The sequence below is a fragment of the Nostoc sp. MS1 genome, from assembly GCF_019976755.1.
Taxonomy (GTDB): Bacteria; Cyanobacteriota; Cyanobacteriia; order Cyanobacteriales; family Nostocaceae; genus Trichormus.
Window position 1 is genome coordinate 5,611,082 of sequence record NZ_AP023441.1, and the last position, 24,987, is coordinate 5,636,068.

25 protein-coding genes are annotated in these 24,987 nt (G+C 42.8%); 3 read left to right on the forward strand and 22 right to left on the reverse strand.

Annotated features, from left to right (window positions below; translation table 11 throughout):
• Positions 1–123: 123 nt before the first annotated feature.
• Positions 124–1,785: an MBL fold metallo-hydrolase gene (locus NSMS1_RS24135; RefSeq protein WP_224087230.1), complete on the forward strand. Its 1,662-nt coding sequence runs from the start codon at positions 124–126 to the stop codon at positions 1,783–1,785.
• A gap of 44 nt (positions 1,786–1,829) precedes the next feature.
• Here the strand turns inward: NSMS1_RS24135 and NSMS1_RS24140 are convergent, their stop codons facing one another.
• Positions 1,830–2,465: a TetR/AcrR family transcriptional regulator gene (locus NSMS1_RS24140; protein ID WP_224087231.1), complete on the reverse strand. Its 636-nt coding sequence runs from the start codon at positions 2,463–2,465 to the stop codon at positions 1,830–1,832.
• Between the two features lie 128 nt (positions 2,466–2,593).
• Between NSMS1_RS24140 and NSMS1_RS24145 the strand changes: the two genes are divergently transcribed.
• Positions 2,594–3,868: a glycosyltransferase gene (locus NSMS1_RS24145; RefSeq protein WP_224087232.1), complete on the forward strand. Its 1,275-nt coding sequence runs from the start codon at positions 2,594–2,596 to the stop codon at positions 3,866–3,868.
• 270 nt (positions 3,869–4,138) lie between these two features.
• Here NSMS1_RS24145 and NSMS1_RS24150 read toward each other — a convergent pair whose 3' ends face one another.
• From NSMS1_RS24150 to NSMS1_RS24185, 8 genes are all read right to left on the reverse strand, one after another.
• On the reverse strand, positions 4,139–4,450 hold the full coding sequence (locus NSMS1_RS24150; RefSeq protein ID WP_224087233.1) for a DUF6679 family protein: 312 nt from the start codon (positions 4,448–4,450) through the stop codon (positions 4,139–4,141).
• 214 nt (positions 4,451–4,664) lie between these two features.
• A complete protein-coding gene (locus NSMS1_RS24155; protein WP_224087234.1) occupies positions 4,665–4,823 on the reverse strand; it encodes a hypothetical protein in 159 nt (52 codons plus the stop codon).
• Positions 4,824–4,990: 167 nt separating this feature from the next.
• Positions 4,991–5,206, reverse strand: a complete 216-nt coding sequence (locus NSMS1_RS24160; protein WP_224087235.1) for a hypothetical protein — start codon at positions 5,204–5,206, stop codon at positions 4,991–4,993.
• Positions 5,207–5,479: 273 nt separating this feature from the next.
• Complete coding sequence (locus tag NSMS1_RS24165) at positions 5,480–6,277, reverse strand: Nif3-like dinuclear metal center hexameric protein (RefSeq protein ID WP_224087236.1); 798 nt, start codon at positions 6,275–6,277, stop codon at positions 5,480–5,482.
• Positions 6,277–7,026, reverse strand: coding sequence for a hypothetical protein (locus NSMS1_RS24170; protein ID WP_224095336.1), 750 nt, complete (start codon positions 7,024–7,026; stop codon positions 6,277–6,279). The genes NSMS1_RS24165 and NSMS1_RS24170 overlap by 1 nt, the downstream gene beginning before the upstream one ends.
• Positions 7,027–7,201: 175 nt before the next feature.
• Entirely contained in the window at positions 7,202–7,615 is a 414-nt protein-coding gene (locus NSMS1_RS24175; RefSeq protein ID WP_224087237.1) for a secondary thiamine-phosphate synthase enzyme YjbQ, read from the reverse strand.
• A 331-nt stretch (positions 7,616–7,946) separates the two neighbouring features.
• The gene (locus NSMS1_RS24180) at positions 7,947–9,254 is read right to left on the reverse strand and encodes an Nramp family divalent metal transporter (protein WP_224087238.1); all 1,308 of its coding nucleotides are present in this window, start codon (positions 9,252–9,254) and stop codon (positions 7,947–7,949) included.
• Positions 9,255–9,485: 231 nt separating this feature from the next.
• Complete coding sequence (locus NSMS1_RS24185) at positions 9,486–10,988, reverse strand: IS5 family transposase (protein WP_224085439.1); 1,503 nt, start codon at positions 10,986–10,988, stop codon at positions 9,486–9,488.
• 313 nt (positions 10,989–11,301) lie between these two features.
• Here NSMS1_RS24185 and NSMS1_RS24190 point away from each other — a divergent pair, with 313 nt between their 5' ends.
• Positions 11,302–11,682 carry a hypothetical protein gene (locus NSMS1_RS24190; RefSeq protein WP_224087239.1) on the forward strand — a complete coding sequence of 127 codons (381 nt, stop codon included), beginning with the start codon at positions 11,302–11,304 and terminating at the stop codon, positions 11,680–11,682.
• Between the two features lie 128 nt (positions 11,683–11,810).
• On the opposite strand, the gene NSMS1_RS24195 is transcribed toward NSMS1_RS24190, so the two are convergent.
• The 13 genes from NSMS1_RS24195 to NSMS1_RS24255 form a co-directional block, all read right to left on the reverse strand.
• Positions 11,811–12,203: a hypothetical protein gene (locus tag NSMS1_RS24195; protein ID WP_224087240.1), complete on the reverse strand. Its 393-nt coding sequence runs from the start codon at positions 12,201–12,203 to the stop codon at positions 11,811–11,813.
• Positions 12,204–12,424: 221 nt separating this feature from the next.
• Positions 12,425–13,699, reverse strand: a complete 1,275-nt coding sequence (locus tag NSMS1_RS24200) for a sensor histidine kinase (RefSeq protein WP_224087241.1) — start codon at positions 13,697–13,699, stop codon at positions 12,425–12,427.
• Between the two features lie 47 nt (positions 13,700–13,746).
• Positions 13,747–16,500 carry a hybrid sensor histidine kinase/response regulator gene (locus NSMS1_RS24205; protein WP_224087242.1) on the reverse strand — a complete coding sequence of 918 codons (2,754 nt, stop codon included), beginning with the start codon at positions 16,498–16,500 and terminating at the stop codon, positions 13,747–13,749.
• A gap of 756 nt (positions 16,501–17,256) precedes the next feature.
• Complete coding sequence (locus NSMS1_RS24210) at positions 17,257–18,801, reverse strand: GMC family oxidoreductase (RefSeq protein WP_224087243.1); 1,545 nt, start codon at positions 18,799–18,801, stop codon at positions 17,257–17,259.
• Between the two features lie 25 nt (positions 18,802–18,826).
• On the reverse strand, positions 18,827–19,147 hold the full coding sequence (locus tag NSMS1_RS24215) for a cupin domain-containing protein (protein WP_224087244.1): 321 nt from the start codon (positions 19,145–19,147) through the stop codon (positions 18,827–18,829).
• Positions 19,148–19,180: 33 nt separating this feature from the next.
• On the reverse strand, positions 19,181–19,870 hold the full coding sequence (locus NSMS1_RS24220; RefSeq protein WP_224087245.1) for an alternative oxidase: 690 nt from the start codon (positions 19,868–19,870) through the stop codon (positions 19,181–19,183).
• A 52-nt stretch (positions 19,871–19,922) separates the two neighbouring features.
• The gene (locus tag NSMS1_RS24225; protein WP_224087246.1) at positions 19,923–20,204 is read right to left on the reverse strand and encodes a hexameric tyrosine-coordinated heme protein; all 282 of its coding nucleotides are present in this window, start codon (positions 20,202–20,204) and stop codon (positions 19,923–19,925) included.
• Positions 20,205–20,328: 124 nt separating this feature from the next.
• On the reverse strand, positions 20,329–21,054 hold the full coding sequence (locus NSMS1_RS24230; protein ID WP_317986532.1) for a universal stress protein: 726 nt from the start codon (positions 21,052–21,054) through the stop codon (positions 20,329–20,331).
• A gap of 89 nt (positions 21,055–21,143) precedes the next feature.
• The gene (locus tag NSMS1_RS24235; RefSeq protein WP_224087247.1) at positions 21,144–21,791 is read right to left on the reverse strand and encodes a nitroreductase; all 648 of its coding nucleotides are present in this window, start codon (positions 21,789–21,791) and stop codon (positions 21,144–21,146) included.
• A 163-nt stretch (positions 21,792–21,954) separates the two neighbouring features.
• Entirely contained in the window at positions 21,955–22,698 is a 744-nt protein-coding gene (locus NSMS1_RS24240) for an SDR family oxidoreductase (protein WP_224087248.1), read from the reverse strand.
• A gap of 121 nt (positions 22,699–22,819) precedes the next feature.
• On the reverse strand, positions 22,820–23,227 hold the full coding sequence (locus tag NSMS1_RS24245) for a hypothetical protein (RefSeq protein WP_224087249.1): 408 nt from the start codon (positions 23,225–23,227) through the stop codon (positions 22,820–22,822).
• A 20-nt stretch (positions 23,228–23,247) separates the two neighbouring features.
• Positions 23,248–24,186 carry an NAD-dependent epimerase/dehydratase family protein gene (locus NSMS1_RS24250; RefSeq protein WP_224087250.1) on the reverse strand — a complete coding sequence of 313 codons (939 nt, stop codon included), beginning with the start codon at positions 24,184–24,186 and terminating at the stop codon, positions 23,248–23,250.
• A gap of 171 nt (positions 24,187–24,357) precedes the next feature.
• On the reverse strand, positions 24,358–24,885 hold the full coding sequence (locus tag NSMS1_RS24255; protein WP_224087251.1) for a DsbA family protein: 528 nt from the start codon (positions 24,883–24,885) through the stop codon (positions 24,358–24,360).
• Positions 24,886–24,987 lie beyond the last annotated feature (102 nt).

The window sequence follows — 24,987 nt, forward strand, 5'->3', positions numbered from 1 at the left end:
TTCGCAAAAGGTGTCTGGCTTTAGGGGCGCACTACCAAAATTTCCCCCAAGCTAGGAAACCAAAAGCTATGTAAATCTTGGTTTTGCGGATAAGTTATTGATGAGGTTGGACGGGAGCGGAGTATGAGGGATAATTTGTCAGCATATTCGAGTATCGATACAGGGGAAGCAACGACTGAACTAGAATGTTTTCCCTATAGTGTCCAGCACCATGATGAGGGTGTGTGTCTACTTGTGCGAATGGGGCCGCACCGCATCCTGCTAGATTGTGGTTTGGCAGATATTTCATCCCTACAAAAACGTTTAACTCCATCCACAAAGCGGGCTACTCCCCCCTTACCAGCCGATTTAGTCTTAGTTACCCATGCCCACCCAGACCATGCTAGAGGTTTGCTGGCACTACATCAAGCTTTCCCTAGTTTACCTATCTATGGTAGTGAAGTAACTAGCAAGTTGCTACCTTTGAATTGGTTAGACCACAATCCCGAAGAGATTCCCCAGTTTTGTCACGCTTTGCCATTGCGATCGCCTGTAGAACTGCAAGATGGGTTAGTCGCGGAAATCTTCCCAGCCGGACACTTACCAGGTGCAGTGGCAATTCTCCTCACATACACCAACGAACAGCGCTCCTACAAGTTACTATACACAGGGGATTTCTTCCTATCTAACTCCCGCCTAGTAGAAGGTTTGCGCTTAGAAGAACTGCGTGGTCTAGATTTGAATGTGTTGATTATCGAAGGAACTTACGGCACATCCCGACACCCCCACCGCCGCAACCAAGAAAACCAACTAGCCGAAAGAATAAATCGAGCAATAGGCGATCGCCACTCTGTCATCCTTCCCACCCCCGCTTTAGGCTTAGGACAAGAACTGTTGATGTTGCTGCGTTCCCACCACCATTTCACTGGCAGGGATTTAGATATTTGGGTAGATGGGGCGGTTGCTGTTGGCTGCGATGCTTACTTAGAACTATTATCCCATTTACCAGCATCAGTACAGAACTTCGCCCGTCATCAACCCCTATTTTGGGATGAGCGTGTGCGTCCTCGTGTGCGCCGCTTGCAGCCAGAAAACCGCGCGATAGTAGGCAAATCACCCTGTATTATCCTCACAGATTCCACAGCAGATTTAGAGCAATATTGCCAAGCAGAAACCGGGCCTTGGCTGATATTATTGCCAGAAAAAATTGATATTAAAGTTAATCAAAAATACTCAGCCCCCACCACAATAGAAAGTTATCTGCTGGCTCAACACAGTGATGGGCCGGGAACTACTCAGTTAATACATAACCTCCGCCCCCAGCACGTCGTCTTCGTCCACGGTTCCCCCGCCTACCTAGCTGATTTAACCTGCTTAGATGAGTTACAGAACCGTTATCACGTCCATTCACCTGCGGCTGAGACTAGGGTAGAGTTGCTAATTGGCGAAACTTTCGTCCAACCAGCCGCACCAGAAACTAACTATGAAGGTGAATTAACAGAGTTAGGCACAGTTATCACCATTACCATTCCTGAAGCCATTACCGCCGATCCCAGGTGGCGACAATTTGCCGACACTGGTTTAATCGAAGCGCGTTGGCAAGGGGAAGAACTGGTACTGCGGGGGTTAACCCAAAGGGAACTACTCAATCAAAATAGCGATCGCAACATCTCTCCCACCATTGACTGTTGCGGCACTTGTCGCCACCAACGCGGACAACGCTGCTGGAATCCCGCATCACCTTTATATAACTTCAGGGTAACATTAGAAGGTTATTGTCCTGCTTTTGAGCGGTTAGTGGAATAGAAGTGGACAATTGACAGTGAACTTAACCTGTCAACTGTCAATTGTCAACTATTAACTGTCAACGGCTCAAGAAATTTGAAGGCGATCGCATGGGCATCAGCCGCAGGAACTCCTAGTGTTTTGAGGATTATTTTAGCGATTTGCTCAGGATGATTTGGCTGAGTGTGTCCTTCGAGAATGCTACGCATTGCCATAAAACATGTTCCTAAAATCAAATCAATGGCGGCTGGTACACAATCTATCTGAAAACGTTTGAGTTGGATACCTGCCTCTAAGTCAGTCATTACGCCTCTTTCGATGGTTTCACTTAAAGGGGCGGCTACTAATCCTATGCGGACAATGAACCAGCCCCACGTTGCATCGCCAATTGCTTGATGGAGAAATTGACGAATAGCGATCGCCATACGTTCAGATGGATCTGCGATCGCCGCAGACTGCGCCCAAATCTTTTGATTCATTTCATCGCTTAAAGCTGCCGCCACCGCCTTCAACACATCCTCACGGGTTTGGAAATAGTTATAAAAAGTACCCCTGGCAACACCTGCCTCGGCAATGATGTCGTCGATTGTGACGGCATCTGCTTCCTTTCGCGCAAACACTCGATAGGCAGCATCAATCAAATTAGTTCGCGTCCGTTCTCGCTTTTCTAAACCAATGGATGCTCGACGAGATGATTTCATAGGGCGGTTTGAGAATAGCTCCAAACCTAGCATACCTTGGCATTGATGCTATTATCAATATGACATAAATGTCATATTGACATAAATGTCATCGACAGAACCAATCCTATAAAACAGGAGTACCTGTGATGCGTATCGCTATCATTGCTTTGGGCAGTCAAGGAGATGTTCAACCTTATGTTGCTTTAGGGAAGGGTTTAAAAGCTGCGGGTCATTTTGTCCGTTTATTAAGTCATGAGAATTTTGCCGGACTAATCAATTCCCACGGTTTAGAGTTTTGCCCGATGTATGGCAATGTACAGGAAATAGTTAAATCTCCAGAAATGCGTAAGCTTTTGGAGACAGGAAACTTTTTGAAAATTACCGCGTACACCACAAAAGAAACCCAACGTGCAGCGATTAATTGGGCGCAAACAGGTTTAACGGTTTGTCAAGACATAGATTTATTAGTGGCTGGTGTTGGCGGACTATACCTTGGTATGGCATTAGCTGAGAAGTTGGGTCTGCCATTGTTACATGCCTATGTCTTTCCCTTTACCCCAACCACAACATTTCCGGGTGTACTTTTCCCACAGTCCCTAGCCAAATTCGGCGGTGCGGTAAATTGGCTCTCCCATCATGTAGTGAGACAAATTCTGTGGCAAGGTTCTCGTTCAGGTGATACATTAGCTCGAAAGCAAGTACTCAACTTGCCAGCATCCCCATTTTTTGGCCCTTATAAGCCTACTCGCTATCCGACACTCTACGGTTTTAGTCCTTCTGTCATTCCTAAACCACCAGATTGGCAAAATACCCATGTCACAGGCTACTGGTTTTTGGATGCTGCTCCTAATTGGACTCCACCCCCCACCCTGGTAGATTTTCTCCAAGGGGGTAAACTACCTGTATATATAGGATTTGGCAGCATGGGTATGCGCCATCCAGAACAAACCGCCGATTTAATCTTGCAAGCCCTAGCACAAACAAAACAACGAGCCATCATGCTTTCTGGTTGGGGTGGTTTGCATAAAGAGAATTTGCCAGATAACGTCTACTTGATAGACTCCGTTCCCCATTCATGGCTATTTCCACAAGTCGCGGCTGTTGTGCATCACGGCGGCGCAGGTACTACAGCCGCAGGACTCAGAGCCGGAGTGCCTACAGTGATTATTCCCTTTTTTGGGGATCAGGAATTTTGGGGGCAACGAGTAGCAGCATTAGGCGTTGGCACAGAACCCATTCCCCAAAAACAATTAACCCCAGAAAAACTAGCCCAAGCCATCCAAAAAGCTGTGAGCGACCAAACAATGCGTCAACGTGCGGCCGCCTTGGGAGAACAAATCCGCAGTGAAGACGGCATCGCCAATGCTGTTGCTGTTGTGGAAGAAGTGAAAAAATCTCTGTTCAGTTCAGTTGACAGTTGACAGCGCTGTACTAAGCTTACCGTACTACTCCGTGGTTCGCGGTAGCGTTGCGTAGCAAAGCAAGCTACGCAGAGCGTCTTGTAGAGAAGTGTTGACAGGTTAATTTAACTGTCAACTGTCAACTGTCAACTGTCCATTCCCTCATCCCCCAAAATAACGAATCCTGAGTAGGATAAGTTACTCAGGACTCAGGATGTCATAGCTTGTAGGAAATCAGTAGAGCAGATGGAGTGGGAGGATGTAAACTCTCCCCTTTGCCTTCTGCCTCTCTTATTCAGGATTAGAATCGGGGTAATGGTTACGAATACGCTCGGCTTCGGGACAATCTTCAGTCATGAGGGGTTCGACATTACCGCGAGGGACTGAAGCTAATTTTTGGGTAACAGCACCGATGCTTTCGAGACGAACCATCTCTTCCCAAGAGCAAACTTCATCTTCTTCGTCGGTTTCATAGCGCAGGGTTACTAAATCTCCCTCTATATCGATGATGCGGGCGCGTTCTATCCAGCGTTGCTGGTCCCGCAAGAATACACATACCTCCCGCCCATCGCAACACAGTTGATAAATCTTGCGGTGTAGCATGTACTGCTTCTGCCTTTTTAAACAACGTAGTTAAACTTTGAAAAATTTGGGTTTTACCCCAATAAAATAACACCCTCAAGAGTTGAGGAATTTGGTTCAGCATCAGTGTGTCTTTTGACCCTGCCCAAAGACTTACTTGATTATTGGTTTTAAGGATGTTTTGGGTCATAAACTTGTGCTTACTGCACCAAAATTTTATCTCTTTTAGGGTGAATCAGCTATTGTTTGCTTCATAGAAGTCAAACAATTCTGGTGTGGTTTTTACCAAGTGAATAGTGTCTGGTAAGTCATTCCTACCATTATGTAATAATAAATACTCCAAAACAAGCGATGATTGCGGTTGTTTAATTTGCCTAATTGTAATCATTGGCATTGCTGAGAAGCCTGGGGATTCGGCTTGACGTTTACCCCTACGTATTTGATCTTAACTCATTCTCAGGCTGACCTTCATGGTTTTCGACAACAATCCCACAGAATAGTTATGAGTTGAAGATTTTTTCTGCTGTTGTAAGACTATCTGCAAAAGAGAATTTGGCTGCATTAGCGAGATTTGAACCGTGAGAGAGAGTCTATAAGTTTTTGCGAGGACGCTTCTCGTTTAATTTTACCTGTAGTAACAGCATCATATAAGGATGCTAGGGCTGCGGAATCTTCTGGTTGATAGCACCGAGTAGCCAGCACCTGATGGAGTAAACCTTCAGATTCAACACTAAGATAACCAGTTTGAAAGGCAGATTCAACAAGTGCGCGAATCATCTTGTCTTGGGTAGAGTAAGCAATTTATTACCTCCAGTTTGGAATAATTTAGGCTCTACCTGACTGATATGAAACGGCAAATACTCGTGATTCTAATTACGTACTTTTGTGATCCATGTCACATACATTTAGAAGGAAATCTATTTATCAGCAATGTTATGTCTGAACTCCCAAGTTTCACTGTGATTGAGTAAGAGCAGAATGATCTGACTTTGAGTGTACGTAAAAGCCCAAGAGATAGAGGATACTTAGGAGTTGAGTGTTAACTATGAGTTAATGACCACTTTGAAAAAATTGACGGAAATCCTCATCGTGATTACTTAATTGTACCAAATCTAAATCTAAAAAGCGGAATTTTTCTACTAAGCGATCGCACGCTGGGCGTTCGGTGGCATAATGTCCAGCATCGATGAGAATTAAACCGCGATCGCGGCTTTCTTGGAACTGGTGGAATTTACAGTCAGAGGTAAGGTAAGCTTCTGCGCCTGTTTTAACTACCGCCGAAATATAGCTGGCTCCCGAACCTCCCAATACTGCCACTTTAGAAATTACCTGCTGTAAATCGGCATTGGGGGAAAAGATTAAATCGGGAGGGGATAGACGCTTTTGAATTACTGTCAGTAGTTCTTGTAAAGTTAAAGATGGTTCTAGCAACCCAACACGCCCGTAACCTAGTCCGTTTTGCGTCGGAGCAATGGGGGTAACATCTTTGAGTTGCAGAATTTGGGCTAAAACGTCAGCCGTACCATCTTCTACTTGATCGAAGTTGGTATGGGCGGTGTAAACGCCGATGTTATGGGTGAATGCTAACCTTACCATATCGGCGATCGCTTCACCACGGCACAGAGATTTGAGCGGATTAAAAATTAGGGGATGATGGGCAAAAATTAGATTAGCATGGAGAGCGATCGCTTCCTCCATTACCGCCAAAGTTGGTGTAAGGCAAACTAAAACCTTAGCCTCTTGTTGTAGTATCCCTGGTTCAATTTGCCAGCCGCAATTATCCCAACTTTCACACCATGTTGGATTTGCCCAAGATTCAAACCAAGTAATTAACTCAGCAATTTTCATCAGCGTTTCTGTGATTGAATATTCAATTTTAATGCTAATTCCTCACGCAAATCTCCAAAAGGTTGATTCCATATAGGAACGGCGTTCCAACTCCAGGCGGGTACGGGAATCAGTCTTTCTTTGGCAAGATGAGTAAATAATAGATATTCATCTTTGGGTTCGCGGGAAAAACTAAAAGGATTGCGAAAACCTTCTGCACATAATTTATATTCTTGACAACGGCCTTGCTGAATACGTTGCGTTAATTCCTGACTTTTATCTAATAAATAATCTATAAAAGTTAAACTAAAAGGTTGTATATTTACACGCTTTTCTGGTACTTTTTGTACCCATCTTGCCCACTCAAACCCATAGATAAAATCATGGACGTAGCGAAATCTAATTTCACTTTGAATCCCAAATAACTCAGTTAAAGACACCATCTTGTGTGCAAACTGCTCTAAAAAAGCAATAGCACCATCTTGTTCTGCTAAGGCTTGGTGTAATATCCCACTGACCATAAAATCAAAATCCCAAAAAATATTTTCGGGAAAGTTTCGCAACTGAGCGCAGACTATAATTTCCAATGTATTAATTAGGGTAGTGATGATTTGGTTATCCCTAGTTTCTTGTGTGATTAAATTACCCAATTCCACAAAGCTAGTTATAGATTTCTTGTGGGGATTGAGCGTAAATAAATTTACTGAAGCTTGATCGAGTATTGCATCAAGTAATTGGAAATTATGAGTTGGTGCTATGTGCTGCTTCATCATTGGTAAATTAGCCTAAATGGCTATGATTCAATATTATTTTATAACCTTGAATATATTAATTTTTAAAAAAATTAAATGATTTTAACGTTTCTATTTATAAATTAATACATACGATATATCCTCCACTCCCTCAAGAAGTAGAGGATATTATCTAGGCGATAAATAATTATGACTATTGGGAAATATGCACAACTAATTCCCTGATATGATTGCGCTGGCGGTGTTCCCAAATATATATTCCTTGCCAAGTTCCTAATACTAAATGACCACTATTAATAGGTATATTTTCAGAAGTATGAGTTAATGCAGTGCGAATGTGGGCTGGCATATCATCAGCACCTTCAGCATCATGGATATATTTGCCTGATTCTGGTACAAGTTTAGTCATATAATTCGCTAAATCTACAAGTACATCAGGGTCGGCGTTTTCTTGAATCACTAAACTAGCAGAGGTGTGACGTAAAAATAAAGTACAAAGACCAGTTTCCACACCGGATTCTGCAACTATGGACTCGATTTTAGCAGTAATATTGTGGAACGATTTGCCGTTAGTAGAAACTCTCAGTAGTTTTTGGTAATGTGCCATATTTTAGATGTGAGTAAATAACTAAGAAAAGGGTCAGCAGATAGATTTATTTTTTTGATTCTATCTAAATGTTGCAAGAGAACTCCCAGCACAGCTAACGTCAATTTGTCAAAGAGATGAATTACAACCAATATAAAACCAAGCGTAGCGAGGCTTCTACATGGATTAACCTTTGAGTCGCAAGTATGGTTATTTAATATAGAAATCTCTACTAACGGCATAGAGGCGATCGCACAGTTAGCAAAGACATGGTTAATAGCTTTATCCTTTTACAGTTGTGGCACGAAGTTGGATTACCCAGGAGATGTTCCTTCGTTTAACTGGGAACTTATCACAGCCATACCGAAAGACACTGTAATAGCAGCCAAGCATTTAAGCCAACTATGACAACAGCAACTCCCCAGGCTAAAAACTTTAACCACAAAGGATTAACAAACTCACCCATCAAACGGCGATTACTAGTAAACATCACCAATGGAATCACTGCAAATGGTAACTGCAAACTGAGAATAACTTGGCTAAAAACGATGAGGCTACTTGTACTATTTTCACCAAAAAGAATGATTGTAATTAAAGCTGGAATGATTGCCAGCAGACGGGTTATTAAACGGCGTAACCACGACGGAAAGCGAAATTGCAAAAAGCCTTCCATCACAATTTGTCCTGCTAAAGTTGCAGTTAGTGTTGAACTTTGACCAGAAGCAAGTAAGGCAATCCCAAAGATGGCACTAGCAGCACTAACTCCTAACAATGGTGAAAGCAGTTTGTAAGCATCTTGTATTTCTGCCACATTATGATTCCCAGAAAAATGAAATGTGGCCGCAGACACAATTAAAATAGCTGAGTTGATAAACAGTGCCAACGACAGAGCAAAAGTTGAATCAATTGTGCCAAACTTGATTGCTTCCCATCTTTTTTCAGTATTAGGTTGCCAATCACGGGTTTGCACAATTGAGGAGTGTAAATATAAATTGTGTGGCATCACTGTTGCCCCTAAAATGCCGATAGCAATGTAAAGCATTTCTGGATTCTGTAAAATAACTTTTTTGGGCAAATACCCTAATAAAATTCCCTCTATATTAGGTCGAGAAAACAAAATTTCTGTAGTAAAACAAATACCTACGGTGGCTACCAGTATTATTACCAAAGCTTCTGTATAGCGAAAGCCCTTATGTTGCAGAAATAGCAATACTAATACATCAAGTGCTGTGATGCAAACCCCCCACACTAAGGGAAGCCCAAAGAGAAGTTGCAGAGCGATCGCACTACCTAATAATTCTGCCAAGTCACAAGCTGCGATCGCCATCTCACACAATATCCATAAACAAAGGCTTACCCTTCGGCTGAAATAGTCCCGACAAGCCTGCGCTAAATCTCTTCCTGTAGCGACTCCCAAACGTACACATAGAGATTGGAGTAATATGGCCATCAAGTTGGACAGGAGGATGATTGTTAGCAGAGTATACCCAAACTTTGACCCCCCAGCGATATCTGTTGCCCAATTTCCAGGGTCTATGTATCCAACCGAAACCAAATACCCTGGCCCGGCATAAGCCAGCATTTTGGGCCAAAAGCTCTTGCTGTTAGGGACTCTGATGCTGCGGTGAACTTCTGGTAAGCTGGGTTTGTTTTGTGGCATAGTCGTTTATTCTGCCGAAGAAACTTGCAGATTCTTTTCACAATGTTAATAAATCTGGCATAAATATCAATTTACTCGATATGGATATTTATATTGACAAAATTCTCAGGAACGGGCTTTAGCTTCTCAGCTATTACCCTTTAGTTTTATTCTATTACTCAGTTTTAACTCAAACTAAGTAGGGCTTGCTGAAAAAGTCATTTCAAAGGAAGAGAAAAATTGATTAAGTAGTCAGTCCAGAAAAAAGATAAGTTTTTGTTGTTTAAGGTTTAATGAAATATCAGTTTCGATAATAGAAGAAGTAAAAAAAGACTCAGTTTTGAAAAATAGGCAAAAAAATACACAAAAAAGCCGTAATAGCAGAGTAGAAAGATTCATAACTAAAAAAGTTATGGCAATAGCGGTGAAAGAAGTATGAGGAAGTTTAGCCATAACTCTACCAAGGCTAAATCTTCGTTTACCTTGTCCAAACTTGCCCTCAATACAATTACGAATCCTTTCGTCATAAGCGGCTTGTTTCTTCTTTTCAGGGCTGACATTTTGGGGGGGTCTACCTAGTGGTGGGCCACTAATTCTAATTCCCCTTTCTTGACACCAAGCTCGATTCTCCCTCGTCCGATAAATCTTATCAACATGAACTGATTCAGGATAATATCCGGTGTAGTTTTTGTATGCTTCTACTTGTGATTTTAAGTCTCCTGATTCGTTAAAGTTGTCCCAACTAATATGGTCTAAAAATACATAGCCATCATAGTAACTAGCTGAAAACTTAGCCCCAAACTCTACTGTTCTCCCGGCTTTACCTCGGATAATCGGACGAATGTGTGGTTGGTTTAAACTGACAATGCGGTCTTGTATACTAATTTTTTGATTTTCATATAACCATAACTGTTGACGATAAACTTCTGCTACTACTAGCAACATCTTATATTGACTGTTGCTCAGTTTTAATAGTGACGCACCTAAATTTATTAGCTGCTGAATATGAGTTAAATTTCTGTTGATATATTGCAGTTGCTTTCTGATAGCTTTCCTTCTTTCTTTAACTGTTGGTTTTCTTTTCTTGGCTACTGCTAAATAATCCTTTCTTGCTTTGTTTCTGTAGGTTCTTGGTTTGTTGATATTTCTTACTAATAAGGACTTATATAATGTATCTATGATTGTTTCTGTTTGCTTTCTGGCTTGATTTAATAATCCTAAATCTGTCGGATAACTTATGTCTGCTGGCGCACAACTAGCATCTAATATTAATTTTCCTCTATTGGCTGGCTTACTTTTTGAATCCTCGACCTCTGGCTTTTTTGCTCTTACTTCTACCTCCTGTTTATTTTCTAACATCTTCCTGACTATTTCTTGATTGATTTTATTGACTAATTCTATATCTATCCTTTCTCTAAAATGAACTAGCATTGACGGGTCAAATGCAGATTCATTACTATATGCTGACATTCCTATAAAGTATTGCAGATACGGGTTCTCCCGAATTTGTTCTACTGTCTCTCTGTCACTTATTCCTAATTTTTCTTTAATTATTAATGCTCCCAACGCCATTCTAAATGTTTTGGCTGGCGCTCCCATTCTTGCTGAAAATATTTCTGCGTACTCTGCTTCAAATTTTGACCAAGGTATCATGTTCGCCATGATTACCCATCGGTTATCTGACGCTAGTTTTCCCCCAAAGGGTAGTTCAAAGTTTTCTGCTGCTTTTTCTTGCTTTTGCGCTCTTCGATACATTTTAACGCAACTTGCTACAAGGATTTTTACTTATCTTACCCTTTTTCTTTTCACCTTATTTTTCTTTCCTGACCCTGAAACTCTTCATTCTGCTATCTTTCGCCCTTATTCAGCCAGCCCTAAGTAATAGTGATAAATAAGTGTGTCATAAGAAGTAACAGACCACTCTCAAGTTAGAGATAGAATATTTATTATGATAGAGAAAATTGTAACTGTATTTAGGTAGATTATTAATTCTGAGCAACAATTTGCACAATCTATTTACCCAATATTTATATAAAATTATATGCTTTCTGATTCATCATCAAACAAAATGGAACAAACAACTAAAACAATTGATATAGATGGTCATCGTCCAGTAGATCCTAGTAACGTGGAAATTAAGGAAACAATTGACATAGATGGTCAGCGCCCAATTGAGAAGTCTGAAAATTACTCAGACAAAACAATCGATATAGATGGTCAACGCCCAATTGCTAAAAGTGATTTGCCAGACGGTGAGATGCTAAACGTAGATGGCAAACGTCCAATTGACCCTAATGAATTAGAGATAGAGGAAATCTTGGAGATAGATGGTCAACGTCCAATTACTAAGAATAGTTTTCAATTTCAAGATACTTTAGAAGTAGATGGTATTCGTCCAATTTCAGATAGTACTGTTGAAAAACAAATACCAACAGATTATATCGATTAAGATTACAAGTTTTTTAGGCTAGTCAATTGATAAGACAAAATTGCAACCTGCCCATCATCAGGAGCCACAAAGTGATACACACTTTCTCTATGACCTATTAATCCTAGCCTTCCCACATACGATAGTGGTCAATCTAAACTTATTCTCCATAACCCTTCTAACGAATTAGACTGTTGCAATTGACTACCAGTAGTATTAGTCCAATCATTATCATATGCCAAGCCTACACTGAGTATATTACTGACAGGATATTGCCCTAACTTGCCAAAACCTTCAATATTATTTGAATCAACGATTACCGGATTATTCAACCGTATAGTTATCTGGTTGCCGTCTTCAAAATAGATTTTGGCTAGTTGTTTGTCAAAGATTACTTGAACTTTGTATACTCCACCAGTCGCATAATAGTAAGCTCTCGCAGGGAGCTTTTGTCCATCAATATTTTGCCCTTTAAACTCAACTGCGATCGCTGGTGTGTTAAGTATCAGTAAAGCAGGCACAACCAAACCTAATATTCTCATTGCTTTTTTAAGAAAAATTAGTTATCACCTATTTTCTACTTTAAAGCATAAATTTTATCTATGATGCAGATGAATGAATCACCTGCAAATTGGCACTCAATGTTTTGCTGTTGCAGTTTCAATAGAGATATCAAAATACTGGAATAAACAATAAGTTGTAATTACAAAAATGAACAACAAGCAGGAAGTTTACTAGCACTTTATCAACAAACTCAAGCGATTTATGTCATGACCTGCCGCACCGGAATTTGCACGACGAACTCGGTTCCTTGTCCTACAGTAGAATGACACTCAATTTTACCACCGTGTTTTTCGGTGACAATCTGATAGCTAATTGATAGCCCTAAACCAGTTCCTTTCCCAACGGGTTTGGTGGTAAAAAAAGGATTGAACAGTTGAGAGCAAATCGATTCTGGAATGCCGACTCCATTATCAGCAATGCCAACTGTGACCCAGTTGGTATCGATAACAGAAGTACGGATGGTGATGGTAGGGGAGGTGATGTTTGATTCTTCTAAAGCATCGATCGCATTACTCAAAATATTCATAAATACTTGGTTAAGTTGACTGGGGTAGCATTCAACTTCCGGTAACTGTGCGTAGTCTTTAATGACTTGAATGGCGGGAAAATTCGGTTTGGCTTTAAGACGGTGTTGTAAAATCACTAACGTGCTATTAATGCCTGCATGAATATCGACGGGTTTAAATTCGGATTCATCCAAACGGGAGAAGTTACGCAGAGAAAGGACGAGGTGGCGAATACGCTCACTGCCCATTTCCATCGAACCCAACATCTTCAACAAATCCGCTTGCAAAAATTCCACATCCAAGTCTTCGGCCCGCTCTTGAATTTCCGCTACTGGGTTGGGATAGTGCTGTTGGTAGAGTTGGACAAATTCCATTAAATTTTGAGTATATTCCTTGACATGGGAAAGATTGCCGTGGATGAAATTTACAGGATTATTGATTTCGTGGGCAATTCCTGCCACTAACTGACCCAGAGCCGACATTTTTTCACCCTGTACTAAATGTAGTTGGGCTTTTTTAAGGCTTTCTAATGCTTGATTGAGTTCTTGTGTGCGCTGTTCCATGCTACGAGTAGCATGACGCAGTTGCAGATGTACCCGGATGCGTGCCAACACTTCCTCATTCTGAATCGGTTTGGTGATGTAATCCACTGCACCCAGGCTTAAGCCTTTGACTTTATCCACTGAGTCAGAAAGAGCGGTCATGAAAATCACCGGAATGTCGCCAGTGGCAGGATTGGCTTTGAGTCGTTGACAAGTTTCAAAGCCATCGATTCCTGGCATCATCACATCCAATAAAATCAAATTAGGTTGAGACATTTGCAGACGTTGCAGGGCAGTTTCACCATTTTTGGCGATCGCTACTCGGTATCCCTTTTCAGTAAGCAAATCAAACAAAACTTGTAGATTGGTAGGGGTGTCGTCCACAACTAAAATTGTATTTTCCTGAGCCAAGCAATCAACAGACATAGTTACATACCTAAAATCAATAGAGTGTTTCGGCGTAAGGTAGATGATTATATTGCCCTTTCCAGCAAACGTAGAATGGCTTCATCATCAAAGTTATGGCACAGTTCCAGAACCCGGTTAGCAAAAGCAGCATATTCAGGCGCTAATTGCTTAATTCGCTGTGCTTGTTGTTGGACATCGGTCATAAATCCACCTTGGATAGCGGTGTAAAGGGCAGTGAGTTCTGTCGGTGGGGGTAGCACTAGGTCAGCTTCATTGTCAGTTGTTGCAACGGCTGGGGCGGTTTCTGGTAAAGCTTCATAAACCCATTGCAACTGTAAAAGTCGCTTTAATTCAGCTAATAACCCTGTATACTCGATGGGTTTTGGCAAAAAGATATTACATCCAGCCTCCAGACTGCTGTGCATATCCACTTGGGAGAGAGTGGCGGGAGAAGCGATGATGGGGATGGTGGCAAAGTCAGACAATTGGCGTAGGCGACGAGTCATTTCTAAGCCGTCCATAACAGACATATGTATGTCAGTGATGATCAAGTCGGGACGCATTTGTAAGGCGGTGTTAAAACCAGCTTGTCCATCGCTGGCTTGTGCCAACTTAAAGCCCAACGGTTCCAACATATTGACTACAACCAAGCAGTTTTCTAAGTAGTCATCAACTACCAGAATTTTCCGTCGTTCGCCTTGATAACCAATCACTTTTTCATGGTTGGTCTGTTCTGGTGTCCAGTCGGAAGCTATAGGCAAATCTACTTCAAACCAGAAGCAACTTCCCTGACCAAGTACACTCTCAACTCGAATGGTACTGCCCATCTTCTCAATTATCTGCTGGCTGATAGCCAAGCCCAAACCAGTACCTTCAATATTGCGTTCTCGTTTTCCTGCCTGTTCAAAGGGTAAGAAAATCGTTGCCAGTTTGTCTGGAGGAATGCCGATACCCGTATCTTTGATTTGGAAACGAATCCGGCAGATATGGTCTGATTCAATTGGTACATCAACAACTTCGATTCGAAAGCTGACTATGCCGACATCGGTGAACTTGACGGCGTTACTGAGCAAATTCAATAAAACTTGCCGCAACCGCTTGTCATCGGCGTGGATGGCAGTAGGTAGGTTGGCGGTTGGCTGATAATAAAACTCCACACCCTTTTGTTCAGCCTTAACTCGGCAGATATCAACGGTGGAGGCGAGGAAATTTGCTAAGTGGAAGTCCTGGGGATAGAGTTCCATCTTCTGGGCTTCCAACTTCGACAGATCCAAAATATCGTTGATCAGGGTTAACAAGTGGTAAGCGCACTGGTGAATTACACCCAGTCCTTTAAGTTGTTTTGGGGTAGTAGCAGAGTCACGCAGGAGGATTTGGGCATAGCCGAGAATGCCATTGAGTGGAGTCCGCAGTTCGTGGTTCATGTTGGCGAGAAATTCGCTCTTGGTGCGGTTGGCGGCTTCGGCGATTTCCTTGGCCTGTTGCAATTGATCTGTCCGTTCTAGTACTCGATGCTCTAGTTCTGCCTTACTTGTTTCTAAAGCAGTGAAGGATTCACGCAGTTGCCCGGCCATTTGGTTGAAGGAATGGGTAAGAGATTGCAGTTCTTGAATGCTGCTGCCGATAACTATTTGGTCTAAGTTACCATTTGCTACTGCCTGACTCGCCTGATTAACGCGCAGGATGGGAATTGCTAACCAACGTGAGGTGAAAATCCCGCTCACCGTTGCTATTGCCAATGCTCCCATACAAAGCCAGATAGTAGTTTGGGTATTAGCGTTGATTTGTGCCATAAAGCTACTTTCTGGCACGCTGGTAATGATGAACCATTCCAAGCCATATTGGTCACGCCAAGGCGCAATATTTGTATAGTACTTCTGTCCTTGAAAATTGATTTTGAGGTCTTGAGCATGAGTGAGGGTATGCAGGTCTGGAAGACGCTTTTGGATATCTTTTGCTAAAGCGCTCACAACCGGATTGGGGCTGTCTGTGGCTTTGATGCGTTTAATTTCCTGACTGGTAACAGTAAAAGGCTGTTCTAGAGCGGAATTTGCTACCAACATGCCATTTCGCTCTAGGATAAATACTTGCCCAGAGCGGCTGATATCTAATGTGCGGAGAAATTTACTCAGTTTTAACAGATGAATATCTACCCCTACCACAGCCAACAATTGACCTTTAGCATCATAAACTGGGCGACCTGCTGATGCCGCAATGTAGGGTGGATATGTAGATTGGTAGTAGGTGTAGATTCTACTCCAGATAGGTTTTCCGGCTTTGATGGGTTCGGTGTAAATAACCTCGTTAACAGTGTCCCAAGTCGACGTATCGATAACTTGAGTAGGATTGCCATCGTGATCTGTCAGATAAGTGGTGTTGTTTTTAGGGTTACTAGATGTATATTTAGTCGTATCATCAATGGTGACAGTTTTACCATCGTAACGTGCTGCTCCAGCACCTTCCCCTGTAGGTAGATTCAGGCTAATGTAAGTCACATCATAAGCCTGCATTTGCTGCCAGAAAAATTTGGCAACATTTTGGCGATAGCGTACATTTAAAAATCCCAAACGTATGGCATTAGCATTGATTTGGTTGATTTGATGCGGAATTGCCAAATAGGTTTCTAGATGGCTATTTACTTGGCTGCTAGTACGTTTCATCAACTGCTTTGCCAAATCTTGAACCGCTTTCTCACTATTTTTGAATGACACATACCCAACCAATCCTACTGCCCCAAAAATCTGCAATACGAAGGGTACAATTAATACCAACTGCAAGGGGAAAGAGCGGGTTTTTAGAAAAGATAAACTCTTCTTCATAACTGAAAAAGCCCAGGCATCACGAGCTGAGGTGTAAGTATCAGCCCCAACATGGCAGATCCTAGAAATGATAGGTCAACAGACAACGATGACGATAGCCCAAGCTTTGGTATGTATTGTCTTAACCACCTTTCAAGTGAAAGATGTCCGTTTTTTGTAGATATTAAACCTATTATTCGGTTCGTTACGCTCATACGTGATTTTTGCCCAATCCTCAAGGAGAACTACAATATCCAACAGATACTGCCATTGCTCACAAACCAGTTAAGTTGAGACAATATCTCTCATCAGATATAGTTCCCAAATTGAGCGCTCAAACTACAACATTTGTACAGTGATACCATTTTGGATTTTAGATTTTAGATTTTGGATTTTGAAATGCTTCATTAGTGAACTTTTCAGTAATCCATTTGTCGCAATCATTTTTCAAATTAGTATGAGTTTTTAAATGTTGCAGTGTCAAATTAATATGATTAAAGGTGTAAAGCTTGTACTCCCTAACTTTAAGCTCAAAAGTACCACTGGGAGCTTACAAGTCACATAACAGAAGGCAACGTATTCCCTGCATTCAAGCTTTGAAAATGTCCGCGCACTGTGTGGCTACAGCTATATCAACGCAAACATCTGCAAAACTACGTAAGATTTTACTCAAGTGACATTAATTTTAATATATACACCGACTATATTAGCACTCATTCCAGAAGCGATCGCCTTTTCTATCATCGCAGGTGTAGATGCAAAAGTTGGGCTATATACCTAAGACAGGATGCTGGATTTTTCGTTACTTTTGGGGTTAATTAAGTCGGCTGCCTTTTCACCAATCATGATCGTAGATGCGTTCGTATTTCCAGATGGAATGGTTGGCATTACAGAGGCATCGACAACGCGCAATCCTTCAATTCCGTGAACTCGGAGTTGAGCATCAACTACCGCCAGTACATCGTTGCCCATTTTACACGTACCCACAGGATGCCAATAGGTATTAGCAGTTTGTCGAATGTAATCAGCGATCGCTTCATCACTGGTTATATCTTTACCGGGAGCCACTTCCTCCCTCAAGACTTTATCAAAAGCAGCAGAATGAGCAAGTTGACGGGCAATTTTCATGCCTTCTCCCAGCACTTGTAAATCAGTCTCAAACTGAAGATAGTTCACTTGAATAACGGCTGGATCGAGTGGATTTGTTGAGCGCAGCGTCACAGTACCACGACTTTGAGGTTTGATCAGACAAACAACCAATGTGGCTCCTGAAACATCATGGGTAAGAGTTGGAGACAACAGAGCCGGGCTAAAGAGGAACTGTAAGTCTGGTGCAACTTCGTTAGTTTTACCGCTATGCAGAAATAGCCCAGCTTCGACTATATTACTGGTAGGTGCGATCGCAGGTTGCGCTTGACTCGATTGGTAGCCAACAACCGCCAGTAGATGATCTTGCAGATTTTTACCCACCCCAGGCAAATCAACAATCACTGGAATGTCGAAGGCGTGTAGATGTTCCGCCGAACCAATTCCAGAGAGCATCAATAGCTTGGCAGAATCGAACACACCTGCCGATAGAATCACTTCCTGATTGACATAAACTTGGTGCAGTGTTCCTTGGTGTAAATATTCAACCCCAACCGTGCAAGTTCCCTTAAACAATAGTCGAGTCACTAATGCACCAGTTTGAACAGTTAAATTAGGACGAGCCAGAATCGGCACAAGAAATGCGGCGGCGGCACTATGTCGCTTACCATTTTTGATAGTTAATTGATATAGTCCCGCACCTTCTTGTTGTGCGCCATTGAAATCGGGATTGCGGCCGTAGCCGAGTTGCTCTGCTGCTGTGATAAATTGCTCTGACATGACAGCAGGCGCGAGCGGATTAGTAACGCTCAAGGCTCCATCAACACCGTGAAATTCGGACGCGCCTCGCTGCTGGTTTTCTGATTTCTTGAAGTAAGGTAATACTTCTGCGTAACTCCAGCCGGGATTGCCGAGTTCTTGCCAACAGTCAAAATCGTGGCGATTGCCTCGAATGTATATCATGGCGTTGAGTGAACTGGAGCCACCAGTGACTTTACCACGGGAACACAAAATTTTCCGCTTATTGAGGTGTTGTTCTGGTTCACTCCAGTAAGCCCAATCAACCTCCGTTCCTAGCAAGCTTGGCCAAGCTACAGGAATCTGGATCTCTGGTTTAGTCGCCGGATTGCCTGCTTCGAGTAACAACACTGTTGTTTCACCATCTTCTGTCAAACGGTTGGCAACAACACAGCCTGCTGAACCAGCACCGATTACCACATAATCGTATTGAGTCATAACATCCTCACTTGTATATTCAACTTCATGTATGCAGAAATGCAAGATTTTCCAAGGCATGGAGCGCATGGTGGGTGTTTGCAGGCAAATAAACAAATACTCCTGGTTCCAAAGTAATTTCACGTCCTTGCAGAGTAAGTACTCCCCGTCCTTCGATTACAGTCACCGAAATATTCCGAGGAGCAGTATGCTCAGGCATTTTTGTTCCAGCCGTCAGACAGAGTAAAGAGAAACTGTGTTGTTCATCTTGTACTAACGCTTTGCGAGTCACTCCGGGTTTCGTGTAATCTGCTAATTCCCGCAGATTAGCTGTCATTTCAGGATTATTTTTGGAGGGGTATACCATGATTTATCTCCTGTTATTTCAAGGTTTATGGAATCAATCCTGTTGTTCGACGCTGGTAGGAACCAATTCAAAAACAGTATGGGGACTTTTGAAAGTTTGCCGTGCTTCTGGTAGCTGGAGCGCCTCCATTGTTTTGACGTGTTCGCATTCGTCATCTCGAATATTCACGAATACGTCGTAGAGATTATCCACTTTCGGGCGGCGAAATTTATGATCTGATGTAAACTGGGTTTCTTCAAACATATAGAGATCGCCATCGCGGTAGTAGTTAATTGCGACTTTGGGCGCTGTTTGAGCTTTCAGTTCTGTTTCATGAGCTTTCAAGTAGTCGTCGTAGGTATGGTAAGCATGATTTTCAATCAGTTCCATTAGGTAATACGCATACTTGGGAAACAGCATATAGATGAGGACGACTACCCAGTAGTATGCTACTGCAATGTGTTGAGCAACGAAGCGATCAATCCAATAGCGATCACCACCCATTGATTCCATAATTAACAGATGATGTAATTCGTTCCAAGTTTCGGCGAAATGAACTTTCAACAAGTCAGCTTTGCGCCAGTAACCCAGCGTCTCGTAAAGATGCAGCACCGAGAGATAGGAAAAATAAGGAACGCGAGCGATTGTTTCCAGCACATAAAACCGAGGGTAAGAACGATTTCCGTAGACGAAATCGACAATAAATACAAAAAAACTGACGATCGCTTGAATCAAAACTTTCATACTGTATTCCTCTAGAATCAGAACAAATCCCTGATTTGACGATTTCGAGATATTATTTGCGCCAGTAGTTATTAGCAGCTGCGATCGTGGCAAACTCTGTTGCAACCGTCTGTCCAACGGCAATTAGCATCATGGCATCATTGCCATAAACATCTCGCAGTTGGTTGCGTTTTTCTTCATCCGGCTGAGTCAATTTAATAATTAAGCGTGACATTTTGACTGCTAGTTGTCGTCCTTCTTCTGGTGTCTCCGTCAATAGTGAGTTATTAGGAACCAATGTAACTTCGGGTGGTATTACAACGGGTGAATTGGTCGGATCTATTACATTATCCATGTCTAAATTTCCTGAATTAGTATTTACTTGTTGAGAACAATTTCGATTCCACGACAACAACTAAGGCAAAAGCTTGAAGTTTATGAATTTAACTTTTGCATTACCACCAATTCATAGCCCATTCTTAATGAACTACTTGAGCTTCATTGACCACGGGTACTTCAGATTTAAGAGCAACTGGAGTATAAACAACATGCACGGAACAAGGAGCATGGTGAAAAACATAATTACTCACACTGCCTAAAATCAATTCATTCAAACCAGAATGCCCTCGACGACCGATCACAATTAATTCAGCGCCCCAAGTTCGAGCAAGTTCACAGATATTCCGGCTGGGATTGCCAGAATTTTGGGTAAATTCAGTGCTTACCCCTGCATTGGTTGCTGACTCTGTATACGATCGCAATAACTTGAAACCCTCTTCTTCGTAACTTTGCCACTGCTTCCAATAATCCTCTAGAAGTTCTTTATGTAATGGGTGATATTCAAGAGTAAGCAGTGTAGGTGTTTGGGGGCTATCTTTTTCTTCACTAGATAGGATATGCAACAGCATCAGGCTTGCTTTAGTTGCCTTTGCTAGAGTCAGCGCTTCATCAAAAACAGCATTACCATTGGGGGAACGGTCAATTGCAGCTAGAATCTTGTTAAACATAAAATCTCCTGAATCAAACAAGTCAAACAATTTTAGATTTTGGATTGATGATTTTGGATTGACTGCACCCACAAGGGGATGCAGCTTGGAGATTTTGGATTGACGAAGCAGCGCGATTTGTTCCGCCCACCAGGGGCTGGGCTTGAACAAAAAATCATCCAAAATCCAAAATTTAAAATCTAAAATTAGTACGGTCAAAGAATTTTCCAACCATAAATGGCAGTAAGAACGCAGACAATCTTTTGCACTTGTATTTAGCCTCTAGTAGAAAACAATCCAGCCTTTTGTCAATCGCCCTGAAACGAAACGTTTTTCTCAACGGACTCACGGCTTATATGCAGATGATTAGCGGGAAAATCAGGATCGGAATAGCCAACGGCTAAACCACAAATGATTAATAATTCCGGTGAGATGTTCAATTCGTTACGGATGATTTCGGGATAATCCGCTAGCGAAACCTCTACGCAAGTGCCAATGCCACGAGCAGTTAAGCTCAACACCAGCGTTTGTAAATACATCCCCACACTTAAAGCATCGGCAACGCCCAAATCTCGGTGCATACAGACAATAGCAACCATTGGTGCGCCAAAAAATTCGTAATTACGCAAAACGGCCAACTGTCTATTCGCTTTATCGTCACGAGTAATCCCCATCGCCCCGTAGACTTGCGCTCCTAATTCCTGGCGGTAATGCTGGAAGGCGGAAGGCAAAGGAGAGACGTTAGGCTGCTGCTTGGCTTGGTTTAGTAAAGCCTCTTGCAAGCGATCGCGGCATCCACCTTGGGCAAACACCAACCGCCACGGCTGGATGTTTGAATTTGATGGTGCTAATTGCGCTAGAGTGAGAGCTTCATCGAGCAAAGCCCGTGGCACTGGTTGAGATAAGAATTTGCGTGTTGAGTGGCGGTCTTTAATAGTTTGGTCAAGATCAAACATATCTTATCAACCTCTATGAGAAATAAATGCGATCGCTAAACCGGGATTCCAGGAATTTACCCCTGACTTATGCCAATTCTCTAAAATCAAGCAACAGAGCCAAGCTCAGGATAAATCCGGCTTGCTGAATTACGAATTGGTATTAGGCATTCACCTACGGCAGTTATGCGCTGAACCCTCCATCAATCATCAGGTTTGCACCTGTGATGTAACCGGACTCAGGGCCAGCCAGATAAGCAACCAGCCCCGCAACCTCGTCAACCGTGCCGTAGCGAGCTACCGCAATGTGCTTTTTGAGCATCTCGGCAAACTCTCCCTCCGAGGGATTCATATCCGTAGCGATCGGCCCAGGCTGCACGTTGTTGATCGTAATTCCGCGTGGGCCAAGGTCACGCGACAGCCCTTGCACAAGCCCTTGCAGAGCAGATTTACTCATGGCATATACGCCGCCGCCAGGAAATGGCATACGTTCGGCGTTAGTGCTGCCGATGTTGATGATGCGTCCGCCCTCTTTCATGTGCTTGACTGCGGCTTGCGTCGCCACAAACACGGCACGCACGTTAATGGCAAAGGTTCGATCAAAGTCCGCCAACGTGAAATCGTCGATTGGGCCGATCGCCAGTACGCCTGCATTGTTGACGAGAATATCAATGCTGCCTAATTTGTTCACAGTGGCTTCAACAGCCGCGACCACCGCACTGGCATCGGCACTGTCGGCTTGGATAGCAAGAGCTTGGACACCTAGCGCCTGTACTGCCTGCACAATTTCGTTAGCTCGATCAGGTGAACTAGTATATGTGAAGGCGACATCAGCGCCTTCACTTGCTAAACGCTTGACGATCGCTGCCCCAATGCCGCGACTGCCTCCAGTAATGAGTGCGCGTTTATTCTTGAGTATCTGGTTCATTTAAATACCTTACAATGAGAAATTGGCTAATTCAGTGTGTACTTCTAATGAAAGAAAACTGCTCTAAATTAGAAGCAAGTAAACAATAACAGATGATGGTGGTTAAAATAATCGCAACAATTCATATAACCTTTTTTGGTTCCTGAATGGTTTTCAATGCCCAAATGCCAATCCAACAGCCAAATCCATCCACAATTAATGTCAGAATGGCTGTGATTTGGAATAGCAATCCCCAACCTGCAAAGGAAACTTGAGACACATGATCCGAACTAATTACGATCAAATGATTGTAGATTCCAAAAAGGATTGATGCTGCCATTGAAAAAAGTAAGATCCAGCTACCAATACGGTAAAACTGTGTCCAAAGTAAAACGACTGCAATGATGGGAATCGCATAAATCACAATACCCACAAATAAACTTTGAAGTATTGAGAGGGGAACTGGAATTTCCACATGTGCTAAACCATGCAGTCCATGTACGATCGCATGGATGACCACGATCGCTGTTCCATATTGAGCAATTTTCATCTCTCTTCTCCCCTAAATTCTTAACTGGTATGAGCCACGGCGCTGTTAACCATCCATTCCAAAGGTCGGGGCTGAAAATTTAATTCGCGTTTTGCTTTAGCATTGGATGCGCCTCGCATCTGAGTACCATAATAGACAGCATCCGCACCACTAATTCGCAGAGCATCCTCAACCGATACCTGCGGAGGTGGTGGAGCATTGAGCCATTTGGCATATGCAGGAAGCCACTGACGCACGGCTACGGGTTGATCGTCTGTAATTAGGTAAATGCCAGAATTGCCTCGTTCTGCTGCTGCAACTGTGGCGATCGCTGCATCTTCGATATGAATCCACGACCAGACACCTTCCCCATTCCCAACGATTGGGAACTGTTGCTGTCGCACCTGTTGGGCAACATCACCATCGGGAGCAAACCAAGTACCAGGCCCGTAAAGGAATCCATAACGCACCGCAATTCCTTCTAGGTTGGGGTTCCCTAGTAAGTCACGCTCGATCTCCGTGACTATGTGAGCATCTGCTGCAACCGCAGGCGAGGCATCAAAAGCTAATGGCGTTTCTTCGTCTGCCAAGCCTGCGCCGGGAATCGCCCAGAATGCGATCGACTGCCTGAGATAACGGCGCACACCAGCCCCTTGCGCTGCTGCCAGCACATTGGCTCCCCCTTCTCGACGGATGCGTGTATTCAGGGCTGAAGCTGCGCTCATCGACTCGCTAGTATAGGTTTTGGGCAGGGAAGTAAGTTGTTCAATCACTACTTCCGGCTGAGTGCGAGTCATGGCAGCTTTCACAGCATCGGCATCGAACACATCTGCGATCGCCAATTCCACGCCTTGTTTAGCTAAAGTTTGTGCTTTTTCTAAAGAACGTGTCAACGCAACTATTTCATGTCCTTGCTCTAGCAGTTGCGCGATTAAGGGACGACCGATCGCCCCTGTTGCCCCTGCAACAAAAATCTTCATTTGTGAACCTCCTGTTGAAACCTGTGGAATATTTGTGACAATATGAGTTTCAAACTGGAAATAGCGATCGCTATTTCACTAATAAACTTGAGCAGTAGCATGTTTAAGTTCAGCCGTGCTATGGATATTGGTTGAAACAACAGATTTTTAGCTTGCGTGTTGGCGTAACTTCTAGTCGAGCATCGCTGCAAGTAATCTCTCTGTATCCCAAGCATCCCTATAGCGAACTCCGTTAATAAATAAAGCTGGCGTATTACTGACACCGCTTTGTATACCGCCTTGAATGCTCTGAGCGACCCGCTCGGCATGAACATGACCCGTCATGTCCTGAAGGAATCGATTGATATCAAGCTGTATCTCATTGGCATACTCTAGAAGATGTCCATTGTTAAGAGCATATTGATTCTCAAATAAGAGATTGTGCATCTGCCAAAACTTATTTTGCGCGGCGGCGGCTTCTGCGGCTTCTGCTGCCTTTTGTGCTTGAAAATGAATGTGTATGCGCGGGAAATGGCGGAATACAAAGCATAATTGGATCTGTTGCTGAATCTCTTGAATCATCCTATGAACCTCACCACAGGAAAGACATTGATAGTCACCGTATTCAACTAAAATGATTTGTGCATCTCTTGTTCCTTGAATGTTATCGTATTTTGAAATTGGTATGAGCAGCCCGTCACCATCGCTTGTCTGGCTCATCGTTTTTTCATGCGGTCATAAATAGTATCGTTGCGATGAAAACGCTTAAAATAAGAGTAATAAATTGAATGTTGTTTCTTTATTCTCAAAATATGTGAATTT